At 45.0% G+C, this 25,044-nt stretch carries 21 protein-coding genes and 1 pseudogene; 12 read left to right on the forward strand and 10 right to left on the reverse strand.

The features are described from left to right. Window positions 1–133 precede the first annotated feature (133 nt). Window positions 134–289 carry a hypothetical protein gene (locus V2H45_RS12060; protein ID WP_330483904.1) on the forward strand — a complete coding sequence of 52 codons (156 nt, stop codon included), beginning with the start codon at window positions 134–136 and terminating at the stop codon, window positions 287–289. A 79-nt stretch (window positions 290–368) separates the two neighbouring features. On the opposite strand, the gene V2H45_RS12065 is transcribed toward V2H45_RS12060, so the two are convergent. The 5 genes and pseudogenes from V2H45_RS12065 to V2H45_RS12080 form a co-directional block, all read right to left on the reverse strand. Continuing rightward, on the reverse strand, window positions 369–668 hold the full coding sequence (locus V2H45_RS12065) for a hypothetical protein (protein WP_330483905.1): 300 nt from the start codon (window positions 666–668) through the stop codon (window positions 369–371). 51 nt (window positions 669–719) lie between these two features. After that, entirely contained in the window at window positions 720–1,625 is a 906-nt protein-coding gene (locus tag V2H45_RS12070; protein WP_330483906.1) for a Uma2 family endonuclease, read from the reverse strand. A 53-nt stretch (window positions 1,626–1,678) separates the two neighbouring features. Beyond that, window positions 1,679–1,822 (reverse strand): annotated as a pseudogene (locus tag V2H45_RS25615) (Rpn family recombination-promoting nuclease/putative transposase); the annotation flags it as partial. An 11-nt stretch (window positions 1,823–1,833) separates the two neighbouring features. After that, on the reverse strand, window positions 1,834–2,712 hold the full coding sequence (gene purU, locus V2H45_RS12075) for a formyltetrahydrofolate deformylase (protein WP_408648773.1): 879 nt from the start codon (window positions 2,710–2,712) through the stop codon (window positions 1,834–1,836). Then, window positions 2,685–3,005: an MGMT family protein gene (locus V2H45_RS12080; protein WP_330483908.1), complete on the reverse strand. Its 321-nt coding sequence runs from the start codon at window positions 3,003–3,005 to the stop codon at window positions 2,685–2,687. Before V2H45_RS12080 ends, purU begins: the two co-directional genes overlap by 28 nt. Window positions 3,006–3,047: 42 nt before the next feature. Here V2H45_RS12080 and V2H45_RS12085 point away from each other — a divergent pair, with 42 nt between their 5' ends. Next, window positions 3,048–3,449, forward strand: a complete 402-nt coding sequence (locus tag V2H45_RS12085; RefSeq protein ID WP_330483909.1) for a GFA family protein — start codon at window positions 3,048–3,050, stop codon at window positions 3,447–3,449. A gap of 97 nt (window positions 3,450–3,546) precedes the next feature. Here the strand turns inward: V2H45_RS12085 and V2H45_RS12090 are convergent, their stop codons facing one another. The 3 genes from V2H45_RS12090 to V2H45_RS12100 all read right to left on the reverse strand — a co-directional run bounded on the left by V2H45_RS12090 (window position 3,547) and on the right by V2H45_RS12100 (window position 10,463). Further along, the gene (locus V2H45_RS12090) at window positions 3,547–5,475 is read right to left on the reverse strand and encodes an APC family permease (RefSeq protein WP_330483910.1); all 1,929 of its coding nucleotides are present in this window, start codon (window positions 5,473–5,475) and stop codon (window positions 3,547–3,549) included. A gap of 362 nt (window positions 5,476–5,837) precedes the next feature. Next, window positions 5,838–6,596, reverse strand: a complete 759-nt coding sequence (locus V2H45_RS12095; RefSeq protein WP_330483911.1) for a TIGR00297 family protein — start codon at window positions 6,594–6,596, stop codon at window positions 5,838–5,840. 114 nt (window positions 6,597–6,710) lie between these two features. After that, window positions 6,711–10,463: a GAF domain-containing protein gene (locus V2H45_RS12100; protein ID WP_330483912.1), complete on the reverse strand. Its 3,753-nt coding sequence runs from the start codon at window positions 10,461–10,463 to the stop codon at window positions 6,711–6,713. A gap of 143 nt (window positions 10,464–10,606) precedes the next feature. Here V2H45_RS12100 and V2H45_RS12105 point away from each other — a divergent pair, with 143 nt between their 5' ends. The 3 genes from V2H45_RS12105 (at window position 10,607) to V2H45_RS12115 (ending at window position 15,189) form a co-directional block, all read left to right on the forward strand. Next, window positions 10,607–11,959: an ABC transporter ATP-binding protein gene (locus V2H45_RS12105; protein ID WP_330483913.1), complete on the forward strand. Its 1,353-nt coding sequence runs from the start codon at window positions 10,607–10,609 to the stop codon at window positions 11,957–11,959. Between the two features lie 157 nt (window positions 11,960–12,116). Continuing rightward, window positions 12,117–13,847: an ABC transporter permease gene (locus V2H45_RS12110; protein WP_330483914.1), complete on the forward strand. Its 1,731-nt coding sequence runs from the start codon at window positions 12,117–12,119 to the stop codon at window positions 13,845–13,847. A 22-nt stretch (window positions 13,848–13,869) separates the two neighbouring features. Next, complete coding sequence (locus V2H45_RS12115) at window positions 13,870–15,189, forward strand: AAA-like domain-containing protein (RefSeq protein ID WP_330483915.1); 1,320 nt, start codon at window positions 13,870–13,872, stop codon at window positions 15,187–15,189. Window positions 15,190–15,359: 170 nt separating this feature from the next. Here the strand turns inward: V2H45_RS12115 and V2H45_RS12120 are convergent, their stop codons facing one another. Further along, a complete protein-coding gene (locus V2H45_RS12120; RefSeq protein WP_330483916.1) occupies window positions 15,360–16,322 on the reverse strand; it encodes a protochlorophyllide reductase in 963 nt (320 codons plus the stop codon). A gap of 427 nt (window positions 16,323–16,749) precedes the next feature. On the opposite strand from V2H45_RS12120, the gene V2H45_RS12125 reads away from it, so the two are divergent. From V2H45_RS12125 to V2H45_RS12135, 3 genes are read left to right on the forward strand one after another with little or no spacing between them, the layout of a single operon-like run. Further along, window positions 16,750–17,187 (forward strand): heavy metal-responsive transcriptional regulator, encoded by a 438-nt coding sequence (locus V2H45_RS12125; protein WP_330483917.1) that lies wholly within the window; start codon window positions 16,750–16,752, stop codon window positions 17,185–17,187. Window positions 17,188–17,230: 43 nt separating this feature from the next. After that, a complete protein-coding gene (locus V2H45_RS12130; RefSeq protein ID WP_330483918.1) occupies window positions 17,231–19,471 on the forward strand; it encodes a heavy metal translocating P-type ATPase in 2,241 nt (746 codons plus the stop codon). 35 nt (window positions 19,472–19,506) lie between these two features. Beyond that, a complete protein-coding gene (locus V2H45_RS12135; protein WP_330483919.1) occupies window positions 19,507–20,037 on the forward strand; it encodes a cupredoxin domain-containing protein in 531 nt (176 codons plus the stop codon). A gap of 31 nt (window positions 20,038–20,068) precedes the next feature. Here V2H45_RS12135 and V2H45_RS12140 read toward each other — a convergent pair whose 3' ends face one another. Further along, on the reverse strand, window positions 20,069–21,595 hold the full coding sequence (locus V2H45_RS12140) for a hypothetical protein (protein WP_330483920.1): 1,527 nt from the start codon (window positions 21,593–21,595) through the stop codon (window positions 20,069–20,071). Between the two features lie 249 nt (window positions 21,596–21,844). On the opposite strand from V2H45_RS12140, the gene purQ reads away from it, so the two are divergent. The 4 genes from purQ (at window position 21,845) to V2H45_RS12160 (ending at window position 24,846) form a co-directional block, all read left to right on the forward strand. Then, window positions 21,845–22,543 (forward strand): phosphoribosylformylglycinamidine synthase subunit PurQ, encoded by a 699-nt coding sequence (purQ, locus tag V2H45_RS12145; protein WP_330483921.1) that lies wholly within the window; start codon window positions 21,845–21,847, stop codon window positions 22,541–22,543. Between the two features lie 172 nt (window positions 22,544–22,715). Then, complete coding sequence (gene sixA, locus V2H45_RS12150; protein WP_330483922.1) at window positions 22,716–23,216, forward strand: phosphohistidine phosphatase SixA; 501 nt, start codon at window positions 22,716–22,718, stop codon at window positions 23,214–23,216. A 116-nt stretch (window positions 23,217–23,332) separates the two neighbouring features. Continuing rightward, window positions 23,333–24,202, forward strand: coding sequence for a prolipoprotein diacylglyceryl transferase (gene lgt / locus V2H45_RS12155; RefSeq protein WP_408648774.1), 870 nt, complete (start codon window positions 23,333–23,335; stop codon window positions 24,200–24,202). 17 nt (window positions 24,203–24,219) lie between these two features. Continuing rightward, complete coding sequence (locus tag V2H45_RS12160; RefSeq protein WP_330483924.1) at window positions 24,220–24,846, forward strand: DUF2232 domain-containing protein; 627 nt, start codon at window positions 24,220–24,222, stop codon at window positions 24,844–24,846. Window positions 24,847–25,044 lie beyond the last annotated feature (198 nt).

Here is a 25,044-nt window from a genome sequence, read left to right on the forward strand (position 1 = left end):
CCTCATTTTCCTCAAATCCCTTCCTACTCTTGTTTGTATTTTTAGAGATGCCCTCCAGATAAACCATGGAAAGAACGATTCAAAATTCCAGAATCGGAATAAACGGTCATTGTCTCCATTACGGGTGTGACGAATGGGGATAGTAGTTCTAGTTTCACCCATAACAATACAGTCCGATCGCATAGACAACAGAACCAAATCCACCAACGCGATCAAAGAATTGAGATATCCGCGACCGATCGCTGTTGCCCCTGCTCAGCTATTTGTTTGGCTAGATTTGCACACATAGCGATCCAACGTTTTTAGCAAAAATCCACAAATTTGCAAGCGATTCCTTTCAGAAGTTGTCCCGCCGCCCATAGCCAAACTCAGAGATCGTCAGGGTTAACTCCGATAGATCTGAGATAAGCTCTCAATGTTTCATTTTTTTGCCGTTCTTGCTCAGCGATTTTACGCTCTTGCTTAGCGATCGCTTCTGCTTGTTGTTTTTCTAGATTGGCTTGCTCAGCGATCGCCTCAGCCTGTTCTTTAGCCAGACGTTCTTGAAGCTTTTCATTACGTTCTTGCTCAGCGATCGCCTCAGCCTCACGCCTAGCCTGCTGCTCATACGACCTTTCCAATTCAGATTGAGAACGCTTCAACTCCGCCTGACAGCGATCGTGTTCCACCTCAGAATGCGATCGGTTTTTTAGGTATATTTTAGGTTTTTAAGCGATCGGCTATAGAATTTCATCTGTGTTAATTCCCAGCGCTTTGAGCATTTCGGCAAGCCGTTGGGCTTTTTGTTCAGCTAGTTGTTGTGCTATTTCTGCTTGCTGTTTCTCTAGGTTAGCCCGATCGGCGATCGCTTCTGCTTGTTGTTTTTCTAGATTGGCTTGCTCAGCGATCGCCTCTGCCTGTTCTTTAGCCAGACGTTCTTGAAGCTTTTCATTACGTTCTTGCTCAGCGATCGCCTCAGCCTCAATTCTAGCCTGTTGCTCAAACGAACGCTCCAATTCCGCCTGAAACCTCGCATGTTCCGCCTCAGCATAAGAACGCAAAACTTGATTAGAGATTGGGTCATAAAAGCGGAAACTTAGGTCTGGATACATATGCAACTCCAAACCTAGAACTTCACTATGTAAAGACAAAGTACCATCAGGTAAAGTTGAAACAGCGATCGCAACATACTTCGCATTCTCCAAACGCACTCCTTGTAAAGAAGTAGGCTTTAAATATTCGCCCGAAGGATCGTACTGAAAATATTCCTTTACGCCTAAATCTCGATAAATTAATGGATTTTCCTTACGGTCTTTCGTTACCGTTCCCTTAGAAGTAACTTCCAAAACAAAATCAGGTGCTTTTCCGCCATCTTTCCCAATTGTATAACTAACTCTATCTTCGTTGCTCATGCCAAAGACCACAAAAAGATCTGGTGAGACTCTTTTTTCCGCCAGATCTTCTTCATAACGGATAAATAGATTTCCAGAAACGTAGATATTCTGTTGTTTCTCAAACCACAGCCTTAATGCCTCGGTTGTATAGCTTAAATTTCGCCGCTGTTTATCACCTTCGGGCATCGGCTCAAAGTCCTCATCAGGGAGTTCTATTTTTGAAGTTAGCTTGCGATTACCCGAAATTGTCATAGCGGTACTCCAAGTCAGGTCAGAGTTGTCTATAATTTAGCATATTTCATGCTGAGTACGAGGCAAATGGAAATGCGGATGGGTTCAACTGAGAGTTCGGAGGGTTCGAGTTTGGTGAAGGTTATGGCTTCGCCTAAAATCCAACTGGCAAAGTCGGTAGAAAAGCTTTCCGCTAAAAATTTACAGATGTTGTCGATCGTGATTGGCGTTAATCAAAGACAACAGTGCGTAAATTTAATCCAGAATTTGCCGAGCTACCGTAAACCAGTACCCGATTTTCTAAATGCAGTCTTACGGCTCTTGCTAACACAATTCGCTCTAAGTCTTTGCCCTTGCGGATTAAATCGGCGACGGAATCGCGATGGGATACGCGGATCACGTCCTGTTCGACGATTGGGCCTTCATCGAGATCTTGGGTGACATAGTGTGCCGTTGCCCCGATAATCTTGACGCCGCGTTTGTAAGCCCTTTGATAGGGATTTGCCCCTGGGAAAGCAGGTAAAAACGAGTGGTGAATGTTAATCACCTGTGGGAATTTAGCCAAAAACGCTGGACTCAAGACCTGCATATATTTAGCCAGCACCACCAAATCGATTTTATATTGTTGTAATAGGGCTAGCTGTGCGGCTTCTTGAACTTCCTTGGTTTCAGGGGTAATGGGCAGGTGGTGATAGTTGATGCCAAAGTTATGAGCTACGGACTCTAGTTCTGCGTGATTGCCAATCACTAAGGGAATCGTGGCAGGAATCTCACCCGATCGCTGTCGCAAAATCAGGTCATAGAGACAGTGATCTTGCTTGGTGACAAAAATCGCAATTCGGCGCACGTGATCGGAGAAATGAATTTCCCACTGCGCGTCAAACGTCTCTGCTAACGGGGCAAAAGCAGGGATAATTTCCGATCGCGTTAAGTTAAATCCATCAAGTTCCCATTCCACTCGCATCAGAAACAAGCCAGCGATCGCATCGGTATGCTGATCGGCATGCAGAATATTGCCCCCATGGGAAAACAGCCAGTCGGCGATTTTTGCCACGAGCCCTTTTCGATCGAGACAGGAAATTAGTAAGGTTGCGGTTGCCACAGATATTCTCGTAAATTGATTTTGCCCTTTTCATTAAATTTTATGCCCTCTTGCTCCAAAAGCGATCGCTGCAAATAGTCAGCCCCCCGCCGCAAGGGTGAATAGGACACTTCGCCTTTGGCATTAATCACCCGATGCCAAGGGACATCTGAAGTCGATACATCAACGCGAAATAGGGCATATCCAACCAGTCTCGCTTTTCCTGCTAGGTTTGCCAATTCGGCTACCTGTCCATAGGTCGCTACTTTCCCTAGAGGAATTTGCCGCGCGATCGCATAAATCTGTTCGTAAGTATGCATGGCTTGATATTTTTAGATCGACTAACAAGATAAAATTTGCTCATGACACAAACAGCAACTTCTTCCGAATCTTCAAGGTTCCCAGTCCATTATGGCAGCTGCCACTGTGGAGCCGTGCGCTTTCAAGTCACCGTAGAGAAATACGAAGCGGTCGATTGTAATTGCTCTATCTGTCAAAAGAAAGGATTTTTACATCTCATCGTTCCACCCGAGCATTTTCAGCTCTTGCAGGGAGAGAATGACCTCACAACCTATACTTTCAATACTGGCATTGCCAAGCATTTATTTTGTCGGAATTGTGGCATTCATGCGTTCTATCGCCCCCGTTCCCATCCCAAGGATTTTGATGTTAATGTGCGCTGTTTAGATGATGACGCGATCGCACTATTTGAGATTACCCCTTTTGATGGCAAACACTGGGAAGAAAACGTACATAAGCTCTAATTTTGTCTAGAGCTTTTTTGCAAGAATCGACCTACAAATTTCATTCTTCTTTCCCTCTGAACTCTAGGCTCAGAGGGATATATCATCTTATTTTTTCTTAGCCACCTACATGGATAGATGGACGCTTGTCAGGATCTTTTTCCGCTCTACGCAGCACTTCGCGGGTTACTACAGCCGTATCTCCTTCCCCAAACAAGAGAAAACGAAGTAAATATTGAATGGGATTGCCCTCCGCCCAACCAAAATAGGCATGGGGCAAATTACCAGTTCGGTTCCGCACTTCTAGGAGAATCGCCGCGATCGCATTTGGGACTGCAGCACTACGGGTTCGTAGAATGCGATAATCGCCGATTTGCTCGCCTTCTACGCGAATCGTCTCGACGAATTCCGAAGCATCGGATATTTGAACTTCAAGGAATAGCACTGGATCGCTTGGAGGAATGTGATTATCAGAGCGTATTTCTTGCTCCTTCGAAAAATACTCTTCAACACTCCCCGTTCTGCGGCGATGGGCTATCAGCCGTATGGTATGTTCGTTCTCTTTAGCAATGAAACCGCTCGCAATTTCATCCAGTTGAACCTGTTCTGCTCGGATCTCTGTCGAACGCCAGACGCGCGAGATCAGAGAAGTAATCACCATCGTACCGATGAAGAAAGCGGCAATTTTGACCCCGTCTGGCCGCTCGATGATATTGACCACGGTGGTATACATGAAAATCAAGGTAATCAGACCAAATAGGGCTGTGCCAGTACGCGATCGCCGATGGTAGGCAGCCAAAGTAACCGCAAATGCGGCAGAACTCATCAATACCAGCACGCCCGTCGCATAGGCTCCACCTTGAGCGTCTACATTCGCATTGAAAAGAATCGTAACCACAAAGGCGATCGCCGTGCAAATTAGCACGAGAGGTCTCGTAGCCCTCGCCCAATTTGGAGCCATGCCATAGCGGGGGAGATAGCGCGGGACAATATTCAGCAATCCCGCCATCGCCGATGCACCAGCAAACCACAGAATAAAAATCGTACTTAAATCATAAATCGTTCCAAAGCCATTTCCTAAGAACTGGTGGGCTAGATAGGCAAGGGCACGTCCGCTAGCAGCACCGCCTGGCTGAAATTCTGCTTGGGGGATCAGCAATGTTGTTACCAAACTGCTGGTCAGTAGAAAGACGCTCATGATAACCGCCGCCGTGGTCAACAGTTTGTAGGTATTGAGAATTCTCCCCCGAGGATGCTCTTCCGTATCGTTGCGGTTACCCTTAACGAGCGGCATTACAGATACGCCAGTCTCAAACCCAGACAATCCCAATGCCAATTTGGGAAAGAGTAGAGCAGCAATCCCCAACATGAGCAATGGATTGCTGTGCTCGACAACCAAAAGCTTTTGCCAGTCTGCAATTACTGATGGATTTTGCAGAATACGTTGGATGCCGACGCTAATCGTGATGAAGTTCAAAAAGAGATAAGCAATAACCAGAAAAACGGCAATCCCGATCGCTTCGCGGAATCCCTTGAGAAAAACGCCTCCCAGTAATGCGATCAGAAACAGCGTGATGCCGACAGCTTGATGGTGCAGAAACTCTGGAACCAAGGGGTTCTCAACGATGTGAGCTGTGGCGTCAGCCGCCGAAAGGGTAATCGTAATGATGAAATCAGTGGCTAAAAAGCCCAGCAGGCAAAGCACAAATAGTTTGCCCTGCCACCAAGAGAGGAGATGCTCGAGCATGGCAATCGATCCTTCCCCGTGAGGGCTGATCGTCGCTACCCGTCGATAGATAGGTAGAGCGCCAAAGAGTGTTAATAGAACCAAGATTAAGGTGGCGATCGGAGAGAGCGAGCCTGCTGCTAAAGCGGCAATCCCAGGTTGGTAGCCTAATGTGGAAAAATAATCGACCCCTGTTAAGCACATGACCTGCCACCAAGGATGCTTGGGATGCTCGCCGCCCTTTTCAGGTCGATCCTCTGTCAACAACCAGCGTACAAACTTTCTGCGGTATCTTTTGGGTCGAACGATCGGCTCAACCATACTACACTCCTCCTACTTCATAAAAATATCGACCTCATACTAACTCTCCAAAACTCGGCTGTGAATTCATGTACGAACGAACAAACGTATGCATCTGCAAGAATTTTCTGCATTGTTTTTAGGGAGCTAGTATGACTCAACGAGCGGCTTTGTATTTTAAAACTGCCCCTTGCAATCGCCAGATCTAATTTAAACAGGTTTAAACAGGGATCGTGTAACTGGATCTTTGGATTTTTGGGGATTGTGGATAGCAATTCTGATGATGTGACGATTTTACTGGCTTTCAGGCGTTTTGATGCTGAGTGCGTGTCACGAGGCTTTCGCCATAGGTATGAGTTGTAATTTCATGACTGGCTCGATCGCTAGATGGCAGTTTGCCACAGTAAGGCGATCGCGACGGCAACCACAGCCCCGATCGCCGTATTAATTCCATTCACGACCTCATTAGTAAGCCAAGCATAACGAGACTGTAAGGTCGCACCGATGAGGCTTTCAATATTCGTGGCAATCAGGGCAGCGATCGCGCACCAAGCAATGCCCAGTGGTGAGATAAATCCTACTGCCCAAGCGATCGCGGCAATCAGGATACCACCTAGAACCCCAGCCGCCGTTCCTTCGAGGCTAACGGCTCCCTCTGTACCTGCGGGAACGGGTTTAAAGGTTGTAATTAAAAATGTACTTTTGCCATAGGCTTTACCAATTTCACTGGCGGAGGTATCGGCGAGTTTAGTACTGAGGCTGGCAGTATAGGCCAAGAGCCAGAGAGAATGAGGCATGACCGCGTACCCAACGGCACAAACTGCTCCTGTAAATGCCGAGCCCCAGAGATTCTCAGGGCCTCTTGCCCCATCCCGTTTTTCGGCAATTCCTTTGGCTTCTTTAATATCCTTACCGATGCGGGTTACGCCCGATCCCACAATTAAGTAAGCCAGAATAATTGTATAGCCCTGCCAATCTAAACAACCCCAGACTAAAATTCCCAACCACCAAGCATGGAGAATGCCCTCGGTAGTGAGAACTTTGCGGGGTAATGCCAAGGCGATCGCTGCCAGCACCGTATTTAACCCAACGGCAATAAACCAAGTTGTGGGAATGTCTAGATTGCGAAAGAAGTCCAGCATAAAAACTATTGCTACTTAGTAAACTTCATCATAGGAGCCAAGATCGTTGAAAAGTCAAGATGTAGTAATTCATGAACTGCCCCTACGGTGGAACTTCTATGGGATTTACCATATCTACTCCAAAGAAGGAAGTAGAGAATCGCCGAGAATAATTTGTTCCCAATACTGCATCTTTTCTGCCAGCACAGCTTTATGAATCGGTTTACTGAGATAGTCATTCATTCCACATTCTAAGCAGCTTTCTCGATCTTCTTGCCTAGCGTTTGCAGTCATAGCAACGATCACAATATCACAGTCGGGTGAGTCGAGCGCTCGAATTTTTCGGGTCGTGGCAAAGCCATCTAATTCCGGCATTTGGCAGTCCATGAGCACAAGGTCATACTTTGTCTGAGCGAGTGCCTTTAAAACTTCCATCCCATTTACTGCAACATCAGCATGATAGCCAGAGATCTTTAAAAGATTCACGGCTACCTTTTGGTTGATCGGATTATCCTCAGCCAACAGAATTTTTAAGGGCGATCGCCTCACTGTAGAAGCAGAAGCAGCAGATTTCTGGGGTTCTATTTCAGATATATCCTTTGCGCTAGACATGGTTTCTAAGAGACGATCGTAAAGCTTTGACTGTTTTATGGGAGCAATCAGGTAGTTAGAGAAACCAGCTTCCTGTACTTGCTGTCTATTGTCCCTGTCCTGTAAAGAGGTCATCAACAACAACTTAACATATTTTAGATTCGGATCGCTCTTAATTTTCTGACCCAAGATTTCAGCATTGCTTCCAAGCATTTGCCGATCCAAGATCGCAATATCATAGGGTTGTCCTTCAGCGATCGCTTCATACATGGCAGGAATCACGGCATCAGAGGCTTCAACGCGATCGACATGCATCTGCCATTCCGAGAGTTGGTAATGTAAAACCCTATAGGTAATTTGACGATTCTCTACAATTAAGGTTCTCTTGTTTTTGAGGCTATTTGGAGAGACCTCCTGCGGGGAAATTGCCCGTTCTTGAACGTTAGATTGTTTTGCCAATGGAATTGCGAACTTGAAGTTCGCTCCTTCGGCTTCACAACTGTCCACAGCGATTGTTCCGCCCATTAATTCGACAAATTGTTTGCAGATCGCAAGTCCTAAGCCTGTGCCACCAAATTTTCGGGTGGTAGAGGTGTCAACCTGTGTAAAGGGTGTAAAGAGACGATGTTGCGCCGAAGTTGGAATACCAATACCCGTATCTGTAACTGAAAATTCGATAATTGCCGAATCAGCGGTTTCAGACTGAAGAGCGACAGTTACCGAAACATAGCCCTCAGATGTAAATTTAATCGCATTACTGACGAGATTTGTGAGAATCTGCCGTATCCGACCCTCGTCGCCCTTAAGTTGTAAGGGTACTTCAGCATAGATAAGAGAAGCGATCTCTAATCCTTTTGCCTGAGCAGAGAACGCCAAAAGTCCTATCACTTCTTCGACACAGTTAGAAAGATTGAAATCTATGGATTCTAAATTCATTTCTTTGGCTTCTAACTTAGAGATATCGAGGATTTCATTGATTAGGGTAAGTAGATTCTCCCCACTAAGTTGAATTGTCTCAGCAAATTCCTGTTGTTCTGCTGTCAATTTGGTATTCATTAAAAGACTTGTCATTCCCAGCACTGCATTCATCGGTGTGCGAATCTCATGGCTCATCGTGGCTAGGAAAGCACTCTTAAGCTTCGTCGCTTTTTCGGCTTCGTTGCGTGCTTCTTCAAGTTCAATATTCTGCTCCGTTAACAGCTTTTTCTGTAGGGTTTCTTGTTCGAGTAGTCTGGCTTGATAGAGTGCGATTCCTACCTGATTGGCAAGTTCGCTGAGAAAATCAATTTCAAAAGACTTCCAATGTCTAGGTTCGGAGCAATGATGCATAATCAACAATCCCCAGAGATGATTATTCTCTAAGATCGGCACAACAAGATTTGCTTTAACTTGAAGTTGCTCGAGCACCGCTTGATAGCAGGGCGAAAGGTTTGCTGTCGTGATATCATCTATCATCTGTTTTCTGCCCCGTGCGTACTCGCGCCATAGCCCTTCGCGGAAGCAACTATCAGAAATGTAACGACCGACGCACGATCGCCATTTCGGGTCTAGAGATTCGACGACAACCTTACCCTCCCAATTGTGGTCAAACTGAAAGATTAGGGCGCGATCGGTTTTAAAGAACTGACGTACTTCTGTTACCGTTGTATTGAGAATTTCAGAAATATTTAGGGATTGCCGAATGCGAAGGGTGATTGTCGATAATAAAAGCGATCGCCAATTTTGCTGTCTGACATTTTCTTCAGCTTGCTTGCGCTCTGTAATATCTATCCCAGTGACAATCACATATTCCACCACAGATTCTCGATTGCGAAGCTGGGTATTTGACCAGGCAATTAAGCGACGCTCCCCCTCTCGATTGAGCCAATAATTTTCAGAGGTGCTAGGAAGTTCATTTTTAACTAAATCCGCAAAAACCTCTTTTACAGCTTTTGTTTCCTCGGGAATCAAGAAAATACTCCAAAAATATTTGTCTCTTACCTCCTCAAAGGTAAATCCTGATATTTGCTCACATTTGCGATTAAAACGAACGATTCTGCCCTTTGGATTGAGTACAACGACTAAAGCATCTGTTGTATCGAGAATCGTCATAATAAAATCACGTTCTTGTTCAAGGCTATCTTCCAGCTTTCTGCGCTTAGAAATTTCTTGATAGGTGATATAAAAAATAATTCCAAAAATAACTAAGTTGATTAACGCCCCACTAAAAAACTTCTCACTCGATCGCACAGAGGCTAATTCAATTTCCTTGCTCCAATTATCGATTACAATGCTTTCTTCATTGGCCAATTGATCGAGGTTTTGGCGTACTTCATTTAACAATGCCGAATTTCTAAAGGTGAGAAACCTTTGTCGTGCCGTTTCAAGCTGTCGATTTTGAACCAATGAGATCAGAGATTGGATTTCGATGGCTTGTTTTTCCACAATCTGACTAAGTTGGCTTAAGACCTCTTGCTGACGCTCGCTAATCGGCAGCTTTTGCAGATCTTGGATATTGTGACGAATTTCATCCACCCTTAGGTAGTAGTTCTCTAAATCTTTTTCTTGTCCAGATAAGAAATAGCGATATTGTTGTACATCTAGTTCGTGTAAGCGATCGGAAATCCGATCGAATCTTCCTGAGTTTTGACGCTTTTCAAGAAATACCTCAGAAGTTTTGACTAAATTCGTCAGACTCTGGTAGGAGATAAAGCCCATACCCATAAAAATGGATGCCGCGATCGCCATGCCAATCCCAACCTTGCTAAGAAACCAGCTTTTTTTGCTGGGCGCTTGACGTTGCAATACCACCCGATCTAAGTCAGCGAGGTTATGACGCAACTCGAGCAAATGCACAACTTGACGGGCTAGCATTTTTAATGCAGCGATTTGATCTGAACTCAGTTGCCTCGGCACGCGATCGATCACACAAAGGGAACCTAAAGCATATCCCTCACTCGTAATCAAGGGTGCACCTGCATAAAATCTGATGTAAGGAGAACCCGTAACGAGAGGATTATCAGCAAAGCGTTTGTCTAGCAAAGCATTAGGGACGATCATTACGTCTTGCTGCAAAATTGCATGAGCGCAAAATCCTAAACACTTTGGCGTTTCAGTGACATCCAACCCCACCCTAGATTTAAACCATTGTCGATTTGCATCTAATAAACTGATGAGTGCGATCGGAGTTTGACACAGATGCGCAGCTAAACTGGTAATATCATCAAACGCTTGTTCGGGGGGCGTATCCAAAATTCTGCACTGCTGCAGAGCCTCAAGCCTGAGTATTTCGTTAGCAGGTTCCTGGGCTGGAATCATTGTGAAGCTTACAGGTTATTAGTACAACAGACAATGTGTCTAAATCATGCTACTAGTCTAACCTGATTCTCAATCAAACAACCTGTTGAGACAGGGATGCAACTACAAGTCTATAATTGCCGTTAGTGATTTCAGGGGTAGTTGTGCTAGATAAAACAAATAACCCAAGCTTTATAGCTTTGCAAGGGATTGGTAAGTCCTACTTACAGCCTAATGGTCAAACGATTACGATCATTGAGAATATTAATTTAGAGTTGCGAACTGAGCAAATCATTGCCATACTCGGGCCATCGGGTTCGGGCAAATCTACCTTGATGCGTATGATTGCAGGGTTAATTCCTCCCACGAGTGGGAATGTTCTCTATTACGATCGCCCCCTTACTGGGCTGAACCCTGGTGTGGCAATTGTATTTCAAAATTTCGCGCTTTACCCTTGGCTAACTGTGTTAGAGAATGTGGAATTGGGGCTAAAAGCAAAAGGAGAGGCTAAGGAATCGAGAGAAAAAAAAGCCCTGAAAATGATTGACGTGATTGGTTTGGATGGCTTTGAGAATGCCTATCCTAAAGAATTGTCAGGAGGGATGCGCCAAAGGGTCGGTTTTGCCAGAGCCTTGGCAGTGGAACCAGAACTTTTGTGTATGGATGAACCTTTCTCTGCCTTGGATGTGCTGACGGCTGAGAACCTCAGGTATGAGTTGCTCGATTTATGGCTAGAGCGCCGCATTCCTACAAAATCGATTTTAATTGTCACCCATGGGATCGAAGAGGCTGTCACCCTTGCCGATCGCATTATCGTACTAGGACGCAACCCAGGCCGCATTCGTGCGGATTTACCTGTGACCTTGCCACACTATCGCGATCGCAAAAGTCCTGAGTTTCAAGCGATCGTCGATCAGGTCTATAAGATCATCACGCAGCCAGATTTAGATGTGGATACAATTAACACTTCTACCCTGACTTCTCAAGCCAAATCAGAAACTCCTCAAAGGTATCAATTCCTGCCATCTGTCAGAATTGGCTCGATCGCGGGTCTGATCGAAATCCTCGAAGATCGTCAGGGCTACGACCTCTATCGTTTGGCTCAGGAATTATTATTGGAAGTTGATGACATTCTGCCAATTCTTGATGCTGCCAAGTTATTAGAACTCATCGTTCTATCTGAGGGGGATATTTCGATTACTACATTAGGACAAAAGTTTGTGCAGGGCAATATTGACGAGCGCAAGCAGTTGATCAGACTGCAAATTCTATCCCATATCCGACTCGCGCAACAAATTAATCAACTGATCCAATCAAAGCGCAACCATCGCATTCCTGAAGAGATGGTTCTCGATATTTTAGAAAAGTACTTTACCACTGGCGAAGCCAGAGCACAATTAGAAACCGTGATCCATTGGGGGCGCTATGCCGAACTCTATAGTTATGATGAACCATCTGGAGAAATCTTTTTTGAGCAGGAAATCAGCGAAGAAATAGAAGAGACGATTTCTGTTTAAATCTTCGATAGGGTTATCCGTCATCGGTGATTGGTTATCAGTTAAAGAGCAATAGGTTAGCGGCATTTATTTGAATTAACATTTGAACCGCCAACTGCCAACTGTCAACTAAAAAAATGATCGCATCTCAATCAGTCGCTAGCTCTCAAAGGTGTTTATGTTTCAGCCCACAATTGACCCCAAAGCCAAGTTTCGCAGTAAATGGGGAATCGGAGACTTACTCTTACCTCTGGCGATCGTATCGCTCATCTTTGCGATCGTGCAAACTGCATCAGAGTTTACTGGTGCTTATAATGAGAAGCTGGTAATTTCTCTTTCCCTATCTTCTCTGCCTTGGTATACCTTGCAAACCTTGGCAAGAATGGTCGTGGCTTATTTTCTCTCTCTACTGTTTACGCTTGGGTATGCTTACACTGCCTACCGCTCTGCCACGATGTCAGTAATTTTAATTCCCTTATTAGATATCTTGCAGTCGATTCCAGTGCTCTCTTTTTTACCTGCGGTAGTTTTAGCTTTGGTGGCAGTATTTCCCAGTCAACGCATTGGTGTGGAACTTTCCTCAGTGCTTTTGATTTTTACAGGTATGACTTGGAATATGACTTTTAGCTTCTATCAGTCCTTGGTCAGCATTCCTAAAGAACTCAAAGAAGCCAGTCAAGTCTATCGACTCGGTGCATGGCAAAGATTCTGGACGATGGAACTTCCATCGGGTGCAGTGGGGTTAGTTTGGAATAGCGTGATGTCTGTCGCAGGGGGATGGTTCTTTTTGATGCAGACAGAATCCTTTACCCTGTCAAATCGAGACTTTACGTTACCGGGATTAGGTTCCTATTTAAAAACAGCAGCCGATCGCGGGGATTTTGGCGCGATCGGAGCGGGGCTGTTTGTGTTAGTCGGTGTAATTGTTGCCATTGATTTTTTTGTTTGGCGACCTTTAATTGCTTGGGCAGAGAAGTTTAAGCTAGAAACAGTGGAAGCTACCAATGCTCCAGAATCTAGAGTCCTAGACTTTATGCGCCGATCGCCTACGGTGAGAATTGTCAGCGATCGCGTATTTGCGCCTTTGCAAGAATCGATCGATCGCGGCTTTAATCGCAGATCTCGAACGGCTCTAACTGCCAATACAAATCCTGCCATTTGGGTAAAGTGGCTCAATTGGATCTTTTTAAGTGGGTTTGGACTGATCGTGGTTTGGGGAACATGGGAAGCCTTGCTCCTACTAAGCAAACTGGGTTTTGACGATTGGAAAACGGTAATGGTTGGCGCCATGTATACCGCCTTCCGCGTCATGGCTGTCCTTGTGATTTCCCTACTTATTACCGTACCTGTTGGCGTTACCATTGGTCGCAATCCTCGCTTAGCGCAATTTCTCCAGCCCTTAGTACAAATTGCGGCTTCCGTTCCTGCTACTGCCCTGTTCCCTGTATTTCTGCTCTTCCTTGCTAATTTGGGTGGAGGCTTAGATATTGGTGCAGTCTTGCTCATGACCTTAGGAAGCATGTGGTACATTTTATTTAACGTGATTGCCGGGGCTCAATCAATTCCCTCGGAACTGTTTGAAGCGGCAGAGGTGTACAAGCTTTCTCTCGTGCAACGATGGAAAACCTTAATTTTGCCTGGAATCTTTCCCTATCTGGTTACGGGGATTATCACTGCTGTTGGTGGCGCATGGAACGCCAGTATTGCAGGCGAATATATCAAGTTTCAAGGTAAGGTTCTTACTGCCACGGGGTTAGGTGAAACGATTACCCAAGCATCGGATGCAGGGAATTATTCCTTGCTTTTAGCCGCAACCGTAGTCATGTCTTTGTTAGTGGTAACCACCAATCGACTGATTTGGCGACCTCTCTATCGACTCGCCCAAGAGAAGTATCAACTGTTAATTTAGAACGGTGATTAGATGACATACCATGAATGTTGAAGAAGCATTAGGTTTGGTAGATCGCTTGCTGATCGCTAAAACTGGGAAAGCCTTAAACGATCTCCAGCGCACTGTGTTTCGTGGGGCATGGCAAGGTAAGAGTTTTACCGAGATTCATCAAGCTTGTAGCGATCGCTGTGGACTTGACCATCTCATGCGTAATGTTGGCCCTGAACTGTGGCAGTTGCTATCTGATGTTTTGGGAACGAAGGTGACAAAAAATAATTTGCAGGGGCCAGTAGAGCGTTTCTTTGCAGACGCTCAAATTGCCTCTTTCCCAGAGAAAATATCTGTAACGGAATCATCGAGTTCACCCCATTATGTCAGCCGCAATCCCTACGAGTCTGAGTGCTACCGTGAGATTCTCAAAGCTGGTTCGCTGATTCGGATCAAAGCCCCACAGGAAATGGGGAAAACATGGCTGACAGAGCGCATTCTCGACCACGCAAGACTACAAGGCTATCAAACCCAAATCTTTAGCTTCGATCTCTCCGATCGCATGGTGTTTGCAGATTTGACTCGATTTTCCAAATGGTTTTGCGCCTCAGTGGGACAGGCTTTAAGACTTCCTAATAAATTAGATGACTATTGGCAAGATATCTTTGCCTGTAATTACAATAGTACGATTTATTTTGAGAATTATGTTTTAGCCCAACTGAATAGTCCTTTAGTATTGGCATTAGATAAAGTCGATCTAGTGTTCGAACATCCTGAAATCGCCCATGATTTTTGTGGTCTGTTGCGGGGATGGAATCAAAGAGCTGCCCAAGGCGATCGCGTGGGCAAAATCTGGAAAAACCTACGGCTGATCGTCGTTCACTCCACGGAAGTCTATGGCGCTCTAGATATTAATCATTCTCCCTTAGGGGGAATTGGCACAGTCGTCAAGTTGTCAGAATTTAGTGCAGGTCAGGTTTGCGAACTGGCTCGCAAGTATCAACTCAATTGGGATGAAACTCAAGTGGGGCAATTGATGGCAATGGTGGGAGGTCATCCTGCTTTGATCAAACAGGCTCTGCACCAGATCGCCCACCAATCCCTAAGCCTCGATCGCCTGATCCAAACCGCTCCCACAGAGGCAGGTATCTATGGCGATCATCTCCGCAGACATCTGGCACATCTACAAGATCGCCCCAATCTCGCTAAGGCTTTTAAAGAAGTAGCGATCGCGTCTGAGCCCGTGCAACTGCAATCTCTACAGGCATTTAAGCTAGAAAGCATGGGGCTAATCTCTCTTCAAGGCGATCGGGCAATTCCGAGGTGCAGTCTATATCGACAATATTTTCGCGATCGCTTAGAAAGCTTTTAAGTATTCCTTTCTGCATCCTAACTGATAAAGGACTTCCGTGCAAAGCAGAAGGATCCTTTATCAGTTAGACAGGGACTTAGGGATTTGCTCGGAAATATTTTACCAATAAGCTCAACGTTGGCTTAGACTCCACTCAGCCAACGTTGGGATTTTAATTTATGGCAAATTCCTTAATAAAGTCCAACCAATTTGGCACTCAGATCCCACATGCGCTTGGCGTTTTCATCGTCTCGCGCTTGAGGGGAGACAGTCTGGACAAAAGACTTACGGTCTTTTTTCTGGCGATTTCCCCAACTCCAGTAGGCTCCGGATTGTTTGTACTCAGGATCGGCAACGACTGCTGCCACTCTTTCGCCCGAAAGCTCTTGAGATACATACCCACCAGTAATATATTTCTGGAACAAGGGGAAGATCTTTTGAAATAGCGGATAGTGGTTGCGGAATAGAGGAGTTTCTGCTACACACCCGGGATAGAGCGAGGTGAAGGTAATTCCTGTCGATTCGTGATAGCGGCGATGCAGTTCTCGCATGGTCAGTACGTTACAGACCTTACTATCTTTATAGGCCTTGACAGATTCAAACGCTTTTCCATCGATCATAGCGATCGGCTCTTTAAATCCTGTGGCAAAGCCTTCAAAATTGCCCAGATCTGGTCTTGGCGGAATTTTGCCACCCAGTTCGTCTGGATTGTGCGTCACCGTTCCCAAAATCACCAATCTCGGATCGCCATAAGGAGCTTTTTTGAGATCCTCAAGCAAAAGATTGCACAAAAGAAAATGTCCGAGATGATTCGTAGCAACGCTGAGTTCATATCCTTCAGGACTGCGTAAAGGCTCCTTGAGCAAAGGCATATAAATTGCGGCATTACAGACCAAAGCATCTAGTGACAGCCCCAGTGCTCTGAAGTTCGAGACAAATCGCCGTACGCTTTCTAACGAACCCAAGTCAATATGGATGAGAGAGTAGCTATCTTTAGGCATTCCGAGGGCTTGAGCAGCACTATCGGCTTTTTCTAAGTTGCGACATGCCATCACCACATGCCATCCCCGATCTACAAGAGATTTAGCACCATATAGACCAACGCCTGAGGAGGCTCCTGTGACGATCGCTGTGGGTTTCCGATTTTGTTCCATTCTAAATAAAATTTATATTTACTTAACTATCTAGTTAGGATTTTACCCCACAGAGCCCCTTGGTTGTAGGGGTTTTGTAACAACAAATGCTTCCTACCACAACATAAATTTGCCCCCCAGTAACACTTTAGAACTATGATTTACGTTTCTAAAGACAGTTTTTTATTCTCTCTGATGCACTTTAAATTCTTTAAGTTGGCAGAGCTTTTTTTCTTGTTGCTAATTTCCCCCGTAAGATCGAGAAAATAAAATTAGGCTGAATTTTTTCCTCGTAACAAAAAACTTAAGCCAATTCAAACTTTATGGGAATTAAGTTTCACGCTCATTTCATCATTGCCTGAAAAAATAGATCTTGACTCTCCAGTTAAGTAGAGAGTGTATAAATAGCCTAGAAATCACTTAAGTTTTAGGAGGCTAAGTGCTAACGATGGTAGCTACATTTTCTCAAGATCGGGTTTTGCTTCAAATTGGTCAAGTCGCAGAGCAAAGCAACGTTCCAATTAAAACTATTCGCTATTACGAGGAAATTGGTTTATTAAAGTCTTCTGGACGCACCGAGGGGAGATTTCGTTTGTTTGCTCCCGATGCGATCGCGCGAGTTGCCTTTATCAAGAGATTACAGAAGTTGGGTTTGAGCTTGCAAGAGATTGCCGAGATCTTGGGAGTCTACGATCGCGGGCTAGCGCCATGTACTGAAATCAAGCAGCAATTAGAACATCAGCTTCACGAAATCGATCGCCGCATTGCCGAATTGATGACGTTGCGAGGTGAGATCGATTGCTTGCTCCGAGATTGGACGCCAACCGAAAAAGCTTCTACAGCAGAAATTTGTCCGATTTTACAGAAACACGAAACGGAGCTGTGAATCCGAATGCGGCATATAACCAAGTTAATGGGAAAGGAGAAAAATGGATAAGATTACCTTGAAGTTACGAGGAATGCACTGCGCCTCCTGTGCCAGTAGCATTGAATCAGTCACACGCTCCCTGCCAGGTGTTGCGAGTAGCAATGTCAATTTTGCGATCGAACAGGTGACAGTAGAATATGATGTTGGAAAGACTAGCCCGAATGCAATTCAAACTGCGATCGCCAATATTGGCTTTGAAGCTATCTTACCCAATGCATCGAAAGATTCTCAAGACATAGACAAAAAGCTAAGATTGGCAGAATCACAGCGCTTGACTCGTAAAGTTTGGTTAGGTGGCGTCATTGGGACAATATTGGTCATCGGTTCGCTGCCCATGATGACGGGATTGAATATTGCCTTGATTCCCGCTTGGGTTAGTAGCGCTTGGTTTCAACTCTGTCTAGCGTTACCCGTACAGGTTTGGTGCGGTAGTTCCTTTTATATAGGAGCGTGGAAAGCCTTCAAAAATCATACTGCCACGATGGATACCTTGATTGCACTGGGGACACTCGCAGCTTTCTCCTATTCACTCACTGTCACCTTCAACCCTAGCTTCTTTACTGCACAGGGGTTACAGCCCGAAGTTTACTACGAGGTCTCGGTGGTGGTGATGACCCTGATTCTTTTAGGCAAACTATTTGAAAATCGGGCAAAGGGAGAGACCTCCGATGCCATTCGCAAATTAATGGGATTACAAGCTAAGACAGCGCGAGTCCTCCGAGATGGCAAGGAATTCGATCTTCCGATTGAGGATGTACAGGTTGGTGATGTGATACTTGTGAGGCCGGGCGAGAAAATTCCTGTGGATGGCGAAGCGATCGCAGGGAATTCCACCGTAGACGAATCCATGGTTACAGGCGAAAGTATTCCGATTGAGAAGAACATCGGCGATCGCGTTATTGGTGCGACTATGAATAAGACGGGCAGCTTGCAGATTAAAGCAAGCCATGTTGGCAAAGATACGGTGCTATCGCAGATCGTCGATCTCGTTCAACAAGCGCAAGGTTCAAAAGCGCCGATTCAACGATTGGCAGATCGGGTTACGGGTTGGTTTGTGCCTGTGGTGATTTCCATTGCGATCGCGACATTTCTGATCTGGTTTAACATCATGGGCAATCTCACCCTAGCAACAATTTCTGCTGTGGGCGTGCTAATTATTGCCTGTCCTTGCGCTTTAGGTTTGGCAGCTCCGACTTCGATTATGGTGGGTACGGGTAAAGGTGCTGAGAATGGAATTCTGATCAAAGATGCAAGTAGCTTAGAACTCGCTCACAAAATTCAAACGATTGTGTTGGATAAGACGGGAACTATTACAGAAGGTAAACCCACTGTAACTGACTTCCTTGCCCTCGATCGAGAGAATGCTGAATTATTGAAACTGGTGGCTGCGATCGAGCGTAATTCCGAACATCCCCTAGCAGAGGCAGTTGTGGAATATGTGAAGCAGCAGGGAATTGAGATTCCTGAGGTAACTGAATTCAACGCGATCGCTGGTAGTGGCGTGCAAGGGAAAGTTGGGAATGCTCTCGTGCAGGTAGGAACGCGACGTTGGATGCATGAGTTGCAAATCGACACAAGTGAGTTGAACCCATATCAAGAGTCTTGGGAGACGGGTGGTAAAACCGTGGTATCGATCGCAGTTGACAATGTTGCAAGAGGCTTAATCGGTATTGCCGATCGCGTCAAGGTTTCATCCCCTGCTGCGGTCAGTGCATTACAGCGTATGAATATAGAAGTCGTGATGCTCACGGGTGATAATTCCCAAACGGCTGAAGCGATCGCCCGTGAAGTTGGCATCAAACGTGTTTTTGCTGAAGTTCGCCCCGACCAAAAGGTGGCAAAAATCCAAGAGTTACAAGCCGAAGGAAAAATCGTAGCGATGGTGGGTGATGGCATTAATGATGCGCCTGCTTTAGCACAGGCAAATGTCGGTTTAGCGATCGGGACTGGCACAGATATCGCGATCGCAGCCAGTGATATCACGCTCATTGCGGGCGATCTGCAAGGCATTGTCACGGCAATTCAGCTCAGTCGCGCCACGATTCGCAATATCCAGCAAAATCTCTTCTTTGCCTTTATCTATAACATCGCAGGGATTCCCATTGCCGCAGGGATTCTATTCCCATTCTTTGGCTGGTTGCTCAGTCCCATTATTGCAGGTGGAGTCATGGCATTTAGCTCTGTTTCTGTTGTCACGAATGCCTTACGCCTAAGAGGTTTTCGTCCAACTCATCAGGCTTAAATAGCTTTGCAAAGGCTATGAGGAATTCATTCACTATGAACACTGGAGAACATACAGCCATGCTAAAAATCAAACTTATCAATCTAACCATTAGCCTCATACTTTTGGGCACGATCGCTTCCAGTGCATCGGCGGAAATGACCGAAGAACATTCTACGCGATCGCCCCAATTTCAAACAGTCGAACAGCCCCTTGCCCTTAAAATCGGTTTAACTGTAGGTGGTCTAGCCCTAATTAGCGCTCAGCTATGGTGGTTTCTCTTCAGTAAGCCAAAATCCCAACAGGCAGAAACGAGTAATGGCATTCAGGAAGTTAGCATTACTGTAGACGGGGGTTATAGCCCTTCGTTGGTTACGGTCAAGCGAGGTCAACCTGTGCGATTAAAGTTCGTTCGCCGCGATCCCAGTAGCTGTCTGGATAAAGTTTTATTTCCCGACTTCCACATTGCTCAAGATCTAGCCTTGAATGCAACCACACCCGTGGAATTTACCCCTCAAACTGTGGGACATTATCAATATTCCTGTGGGATGAATATGTTTCACGGGGCGATCGATGTCAAAGAGTAAGCATGAGAAGTACTAAAGAAGTTTAAACGAACTATTCATTCATCTCACTGTAGATGGCGGCTGTAGATGGTGAAGATTGATTTAAATACTGGAAGATCCAGAACTTAAATAAACCATCTAGAAATACGGGAACGGTAGAAATAAAGGTCATGGTTAAAATTTTATTTTCTGGTAAGCCAAAGTGATCGAAAAGAACAGTGAGTAAGGCATCCCACCCTTCGCTAGAGTGGAAGCCCACGAAGGTATCTGTTGAAACGATAATTAGAAAAGCCTTGGCATTATCATTGAGGCTATACATGGTTTCATCAAAGAAGTCTTTGATTACCCTTAGCTGCCTTCTACCAGAGATTACGATAAAGTAAAACACAAAGCCAGCAGTGGAGTCAGCTAAGAGATTCTTGATTCCTTCCCAGCTAGAACGGTTAAATTCCTTGAGGATTTTAAGGGATTCCTGTTGTAGGCGTTTTTCAAATTCTTCTTCCGTATTCACCGATTCTTTACCCTTTTCATTCCCTTGCTCCTTTTTGGCAGTGGAAGTAGTAGAGGGCTTCTCTTTTTCGTTATTAGTCTCAGAATTAATAGTGGGTTTCTCTTTCTCACTGGAAGAATTATTTACAGGAGGCTTCTCAAGCTCTTTGGGAGATGCACTGAGCGCCACCGCTTTAGAGATTAATAGCTCAAACTCTAGCCTTTCTTTTACGGCTTTAAAGCTATTAAAGGCCCTTTCTTGCATGCTGGCACTAAATTTAATTTCAGTTCCTTGCGTGCCTACCCAATAGTCGAGCAACGGGCTATAAATCAGTGCTTTTGACAAAAACTGAACAGCTAAAACCGTGATCACTAAAAACGCCAAATATTTGAGTGCAGCATTGATGCGTCTTCTTGACTGGCGAAGCTCATCAACAATATTTTGCTCGTAGTTGCTATAGGACGAACTAACATTACGCTTAATGCGATCGAAGGCTTTAAAGAAAGATCCTGGTAGAATGCTATTTTCAATTGGAACTACAGCACCGACCTTTTTAGGTGCTTTTCCATTTGTTGGATTATTGTTAGGGTAAAGTGAAAATTTGTCTTTTTCCTTTGACTTTGAGTCAAGCTCATCTTTCTTGATATCTAAGAGTTGAATCGAACTCGAATTTCCATTGGTAATATCATTCGTTTCTGATGGCAGGCGATATCGTGCCAGCATGAAGTCAATAAATGCTAGTTGCTGGGTAAGGGAAGGTGGGCTGTCATCAAGATTTGGATTCCCAAGCGGCTTTGATATTTGGCTGACATCACTAATAGGTAAGCAGTAGGGCATTTTTGCGCTAACCTTATAGGCTGCCAGACTAACATCAATCGTACTGAGATATTTATTGAGTTGAATCTGGAATAAGCTGAATGTGTTTTCACTATAACCAGCTAGATTTGAGATTTCACTTCCATTAAAGTATTCGTCCTCGATTTTCTTGATGTTAACTGCGGCTTGGTAGGCTTCGGCAACAGATCGTTCTGGTGTTTTTTGTACCCACTGAAGCGCTTGTTTAAGATTTCCGAATAAATTAAGGGTCATAATGTCAGAGAAGCACTATGTAAACACGATATGTAAACACGATGAGAAAATAAGAACAGATGAGATACCAAGATTTGGGGCTATTGAATGCATTTGCAGATTACACATTAGAGCAAAGCGATTGCTGAGATCGAAATTTTAGCTACGAAATCATACTTTCTGGCTAAATTACTAGATTAACCCAAGAAGATTCATTGGGCGTATCTTTAAAAAATAACGAACAACAACAAAACTAGCAAAAAACAAATCATGAAATTTGGTGTTTTAGTGTTTCCTGGCTCTAACTGCGATCGCGATATCGTCACGGTTACAAGTGGCATTATGCAGCAGCCGACGCGCATGATCTGGCATGAAGAAACGGATATCAGCGACATTGATACGATCGTCGTTCCGGGTGGCTTTAGTTATGGTGATTATCTTCGCTGTGGTGCGATCGCTCGTTTTGCCCCAGTGATGCAAGCGGTCAAACAGCATGCCGCACAGGGTAAATATGTTTTAGGGATCTGCAACGGATTTCAAATTCTGACTGAGTCAGGGTTGCTGCCTGGGGCATTGGTGAGAAACAGAGATTTGCATTTCATTTGCGATCGCGTACCTTTGCGTGTAGAACGTAACGATCTGGCTTGGACAAATGCCTATCAGCCCCATCAAGTGATTAGCCTCCCGATCGCTCATGGTGAAGGTTGCTACTATGCCGACCCAGCCACGCTGAAATCTTTAGAAGCCAATAATCAAATTGTCTGGCGATATTGCGATGCCCAAGGCAATGTCAACGAAGCGGGTAATCCTAACGGTTCCTTGAACAATATTGCAGGCATCTGCAATCGTGAAGGCAATGTTTTAGGTATGATGCCCCACCCCGAACGTGCGGCGGATATCGTGCTCGGCAATACCGATGGCAAAGGACTTTTTGATAGCCTGCTTGCCAAATTACCCGTCTCTGTATAGGCATAGGTAAAACAGGTAGTAGATGAGCTGCGATGAATTTTGCGATGAATTTAAAGAGTATTGATGCCAAAATCCATGACCAGCCGTCTTTTTATACCTGAATACTAATAACTGATAACTGAATACCGATAACTGAATAACTGAATAACTGATAATCGAATAACCAAATCATATGACCAGTCTTTATCTAATTCGTCATGGGATTGCCGAGGAACGGGGCACATATCCTAATGACGACGATCGCCCTTTAACGGACGAAGGCAAAAAAAAATCGCGACAAGTTGCCAAACGTCTCCATAGTTTAGGATTGCATTTCGATTTGATGCAAACGAGTCCTTTAGTGAGAGCGCGACAAACGGCTGATATTTTCGGCGATGTGTTTAACACCGATCCTTTAACTTCAGAGCTACTTGCACCTAGTGGTGATTTTGAGCAGTGGCTGAGCTGGTTTCAAACTTGGTGTCAGCAGCATGGTTCTTCCCGTTCCTCTTTGGGGCTCATAGGGCACGAACCCGATCTGAGCGCTTGGGCAGAGTTATTGATCTGGGGCGAGGCAAAAGGTACCTTAGTGCTCAAAAAAGCTGGTGTTATCGGTCTAGCCGTCCCCGAACAAGAAGCGATCGCCGCGAATTGTCTGCTATTTTTACTGATCCCACCCAAGCTCTTGATTTAGTTTTTTAGATCTGGGTTTTCTTGTAAGCATCAATGCAAGCTCTGTTACGATCTCATAGTTAAAATGTTTAGATTCTCTGACTATAAGTCCAACGAGTTTAGGACTGACTCATGCATATGCTAAATACCCTGCCTCTTGCCTTTGAGTTCACTTCACCGGGACCAGTTCTACTTAACCTTGGACCTCTGACAATTCGCTGGTATGGCGTACTCATTGCTTCTGCTGTGATTCTCGGTACGCTCTTAGCCCAAAAACTTGCAGAAAAGCGGGGTATTGACCCCAATATCATGGGAGATTTGGTGATTTGGCTAGTAATTGGTGCAATTCCTGGCGCTAGGATCTATTATGTCTTATTCGCTTGGTCTGAGCGATTTCAATATCAACCTTGGTATAAGGTTTTTGCGATCTGGGAAGGTGGTATTGCCATTCACGGTGCAATCATTGGTGGTGTGATTGCTGCCATAATTTTTGCCAAGCGCAATCATCTCTCTGTATGGAAGCTTGCTGACTTAGTGATGCCTGCTCTAATTTTGGGACAGGCGATCGGACGTTGGGGTAATTTCTTTAATTCCGAAGCCTTTGGTACGCCCACAGATTTACCTTGGAAACTGCTGATCCCTCCCGATCGCCGTCCGCCCGGATCTTTTACCGAAGCCTACTATCACCCCACCTTTTTGTATGAATCGGTATGGAATCTACTGGTTTTTTCTTTGCTGGCTGTGGTATTTAACCGCTTTCCCAAAGCCAAACCAGGCACAATGGTCATGGTTTACTTAATTGCCTATAGCGCGGGTAGATTGTGGATTGAGGGGCTGCGTACCGATAGTTTGATGTTGGGACCTTTGCGGATTGCACAGGTGATTAGTTTGGCAGCGATCGCCTTTGGCATATTTGGTCTATGGTGGCTCTACGGGGCTCATCGAGAATTTTGGGATACGATCCGAAAACCTGTACAACACTCCACCCCAGAATCCACGGACTCGTAGTCGATTAGATCAACCCTATGCCTAAGCCCAAGCCTTCGAGTTCTCTGGTCATGGTAGAAACTGCATTTCTTGCCAGTACAACTGCCATGTTGTTTTTGATCAATTCCTACTTTCCTTTAGGCCCATTTTTGCGGATGTTTTTTCCAATCCCGATCGCCTTGGCATATTTGCGTTGGGGAAAGCGAGCCGCTTGGATGTCGATGATTGTGACCACACTTTTACTATCCGTGCTGATGGGACCAATTCGCAGCATTCAGTACGCAGTTCAATATGGGCTAGTCGGAGTCTTACTGGGATATCTGTGGCGGCATAAGGTGCCTTGGGCGATTTCGCTACCGCTCGGTACTATGCTTGGGGCATTGGGTACAGTCTTTCAGTTCTTATTTTTGTCATTACTTGTCAGCGAAAATCTTTGGAACTATACTACCGTCCAAATGACGGGCTTAATTAGTTGGTTGATGCAACTCTTTGGCTCGCTCGATCAACCAGAGCTCGCTGTAATTCAAGCTTTTGCGGTTGGTGGGATCGTTTTTAGCAATCTGATGTATCAATTACTGGTACATCTTGTGGCATGGGTTTTGCTCGATCGCTTGGGAAATCCCATTCCATCTCCACCCAAATGGTTAGAAAGCCTTTTAGCCTAGAAATATCACGATCCCAACGCATTGACATCCTTGGAGATAAGAAATTATACTCATTACAAGATCCCAATGAAATCATTAACGGCGGTCAGTTATGACCGTGTTTTCAATTCTGACAATTTTGAGAAAAATCTGGCTCAAGCTTTAAGGGGGCAGGTACTTTTGAAGTTAGACATGTTTTGTCCGATCTCACAAGTTTTA

Origin of the sequence: Tumidithrix elongata BACA0141 (genome assembly GCF_036349135.1) — a bacterium.
Lineage (GTDB): Bacteria > Cyanobacteriota > Cyanobacteriia > Pseudanabaenales > Pseudanabaenaceae > Tumidithrix > Tumidithrix elongata.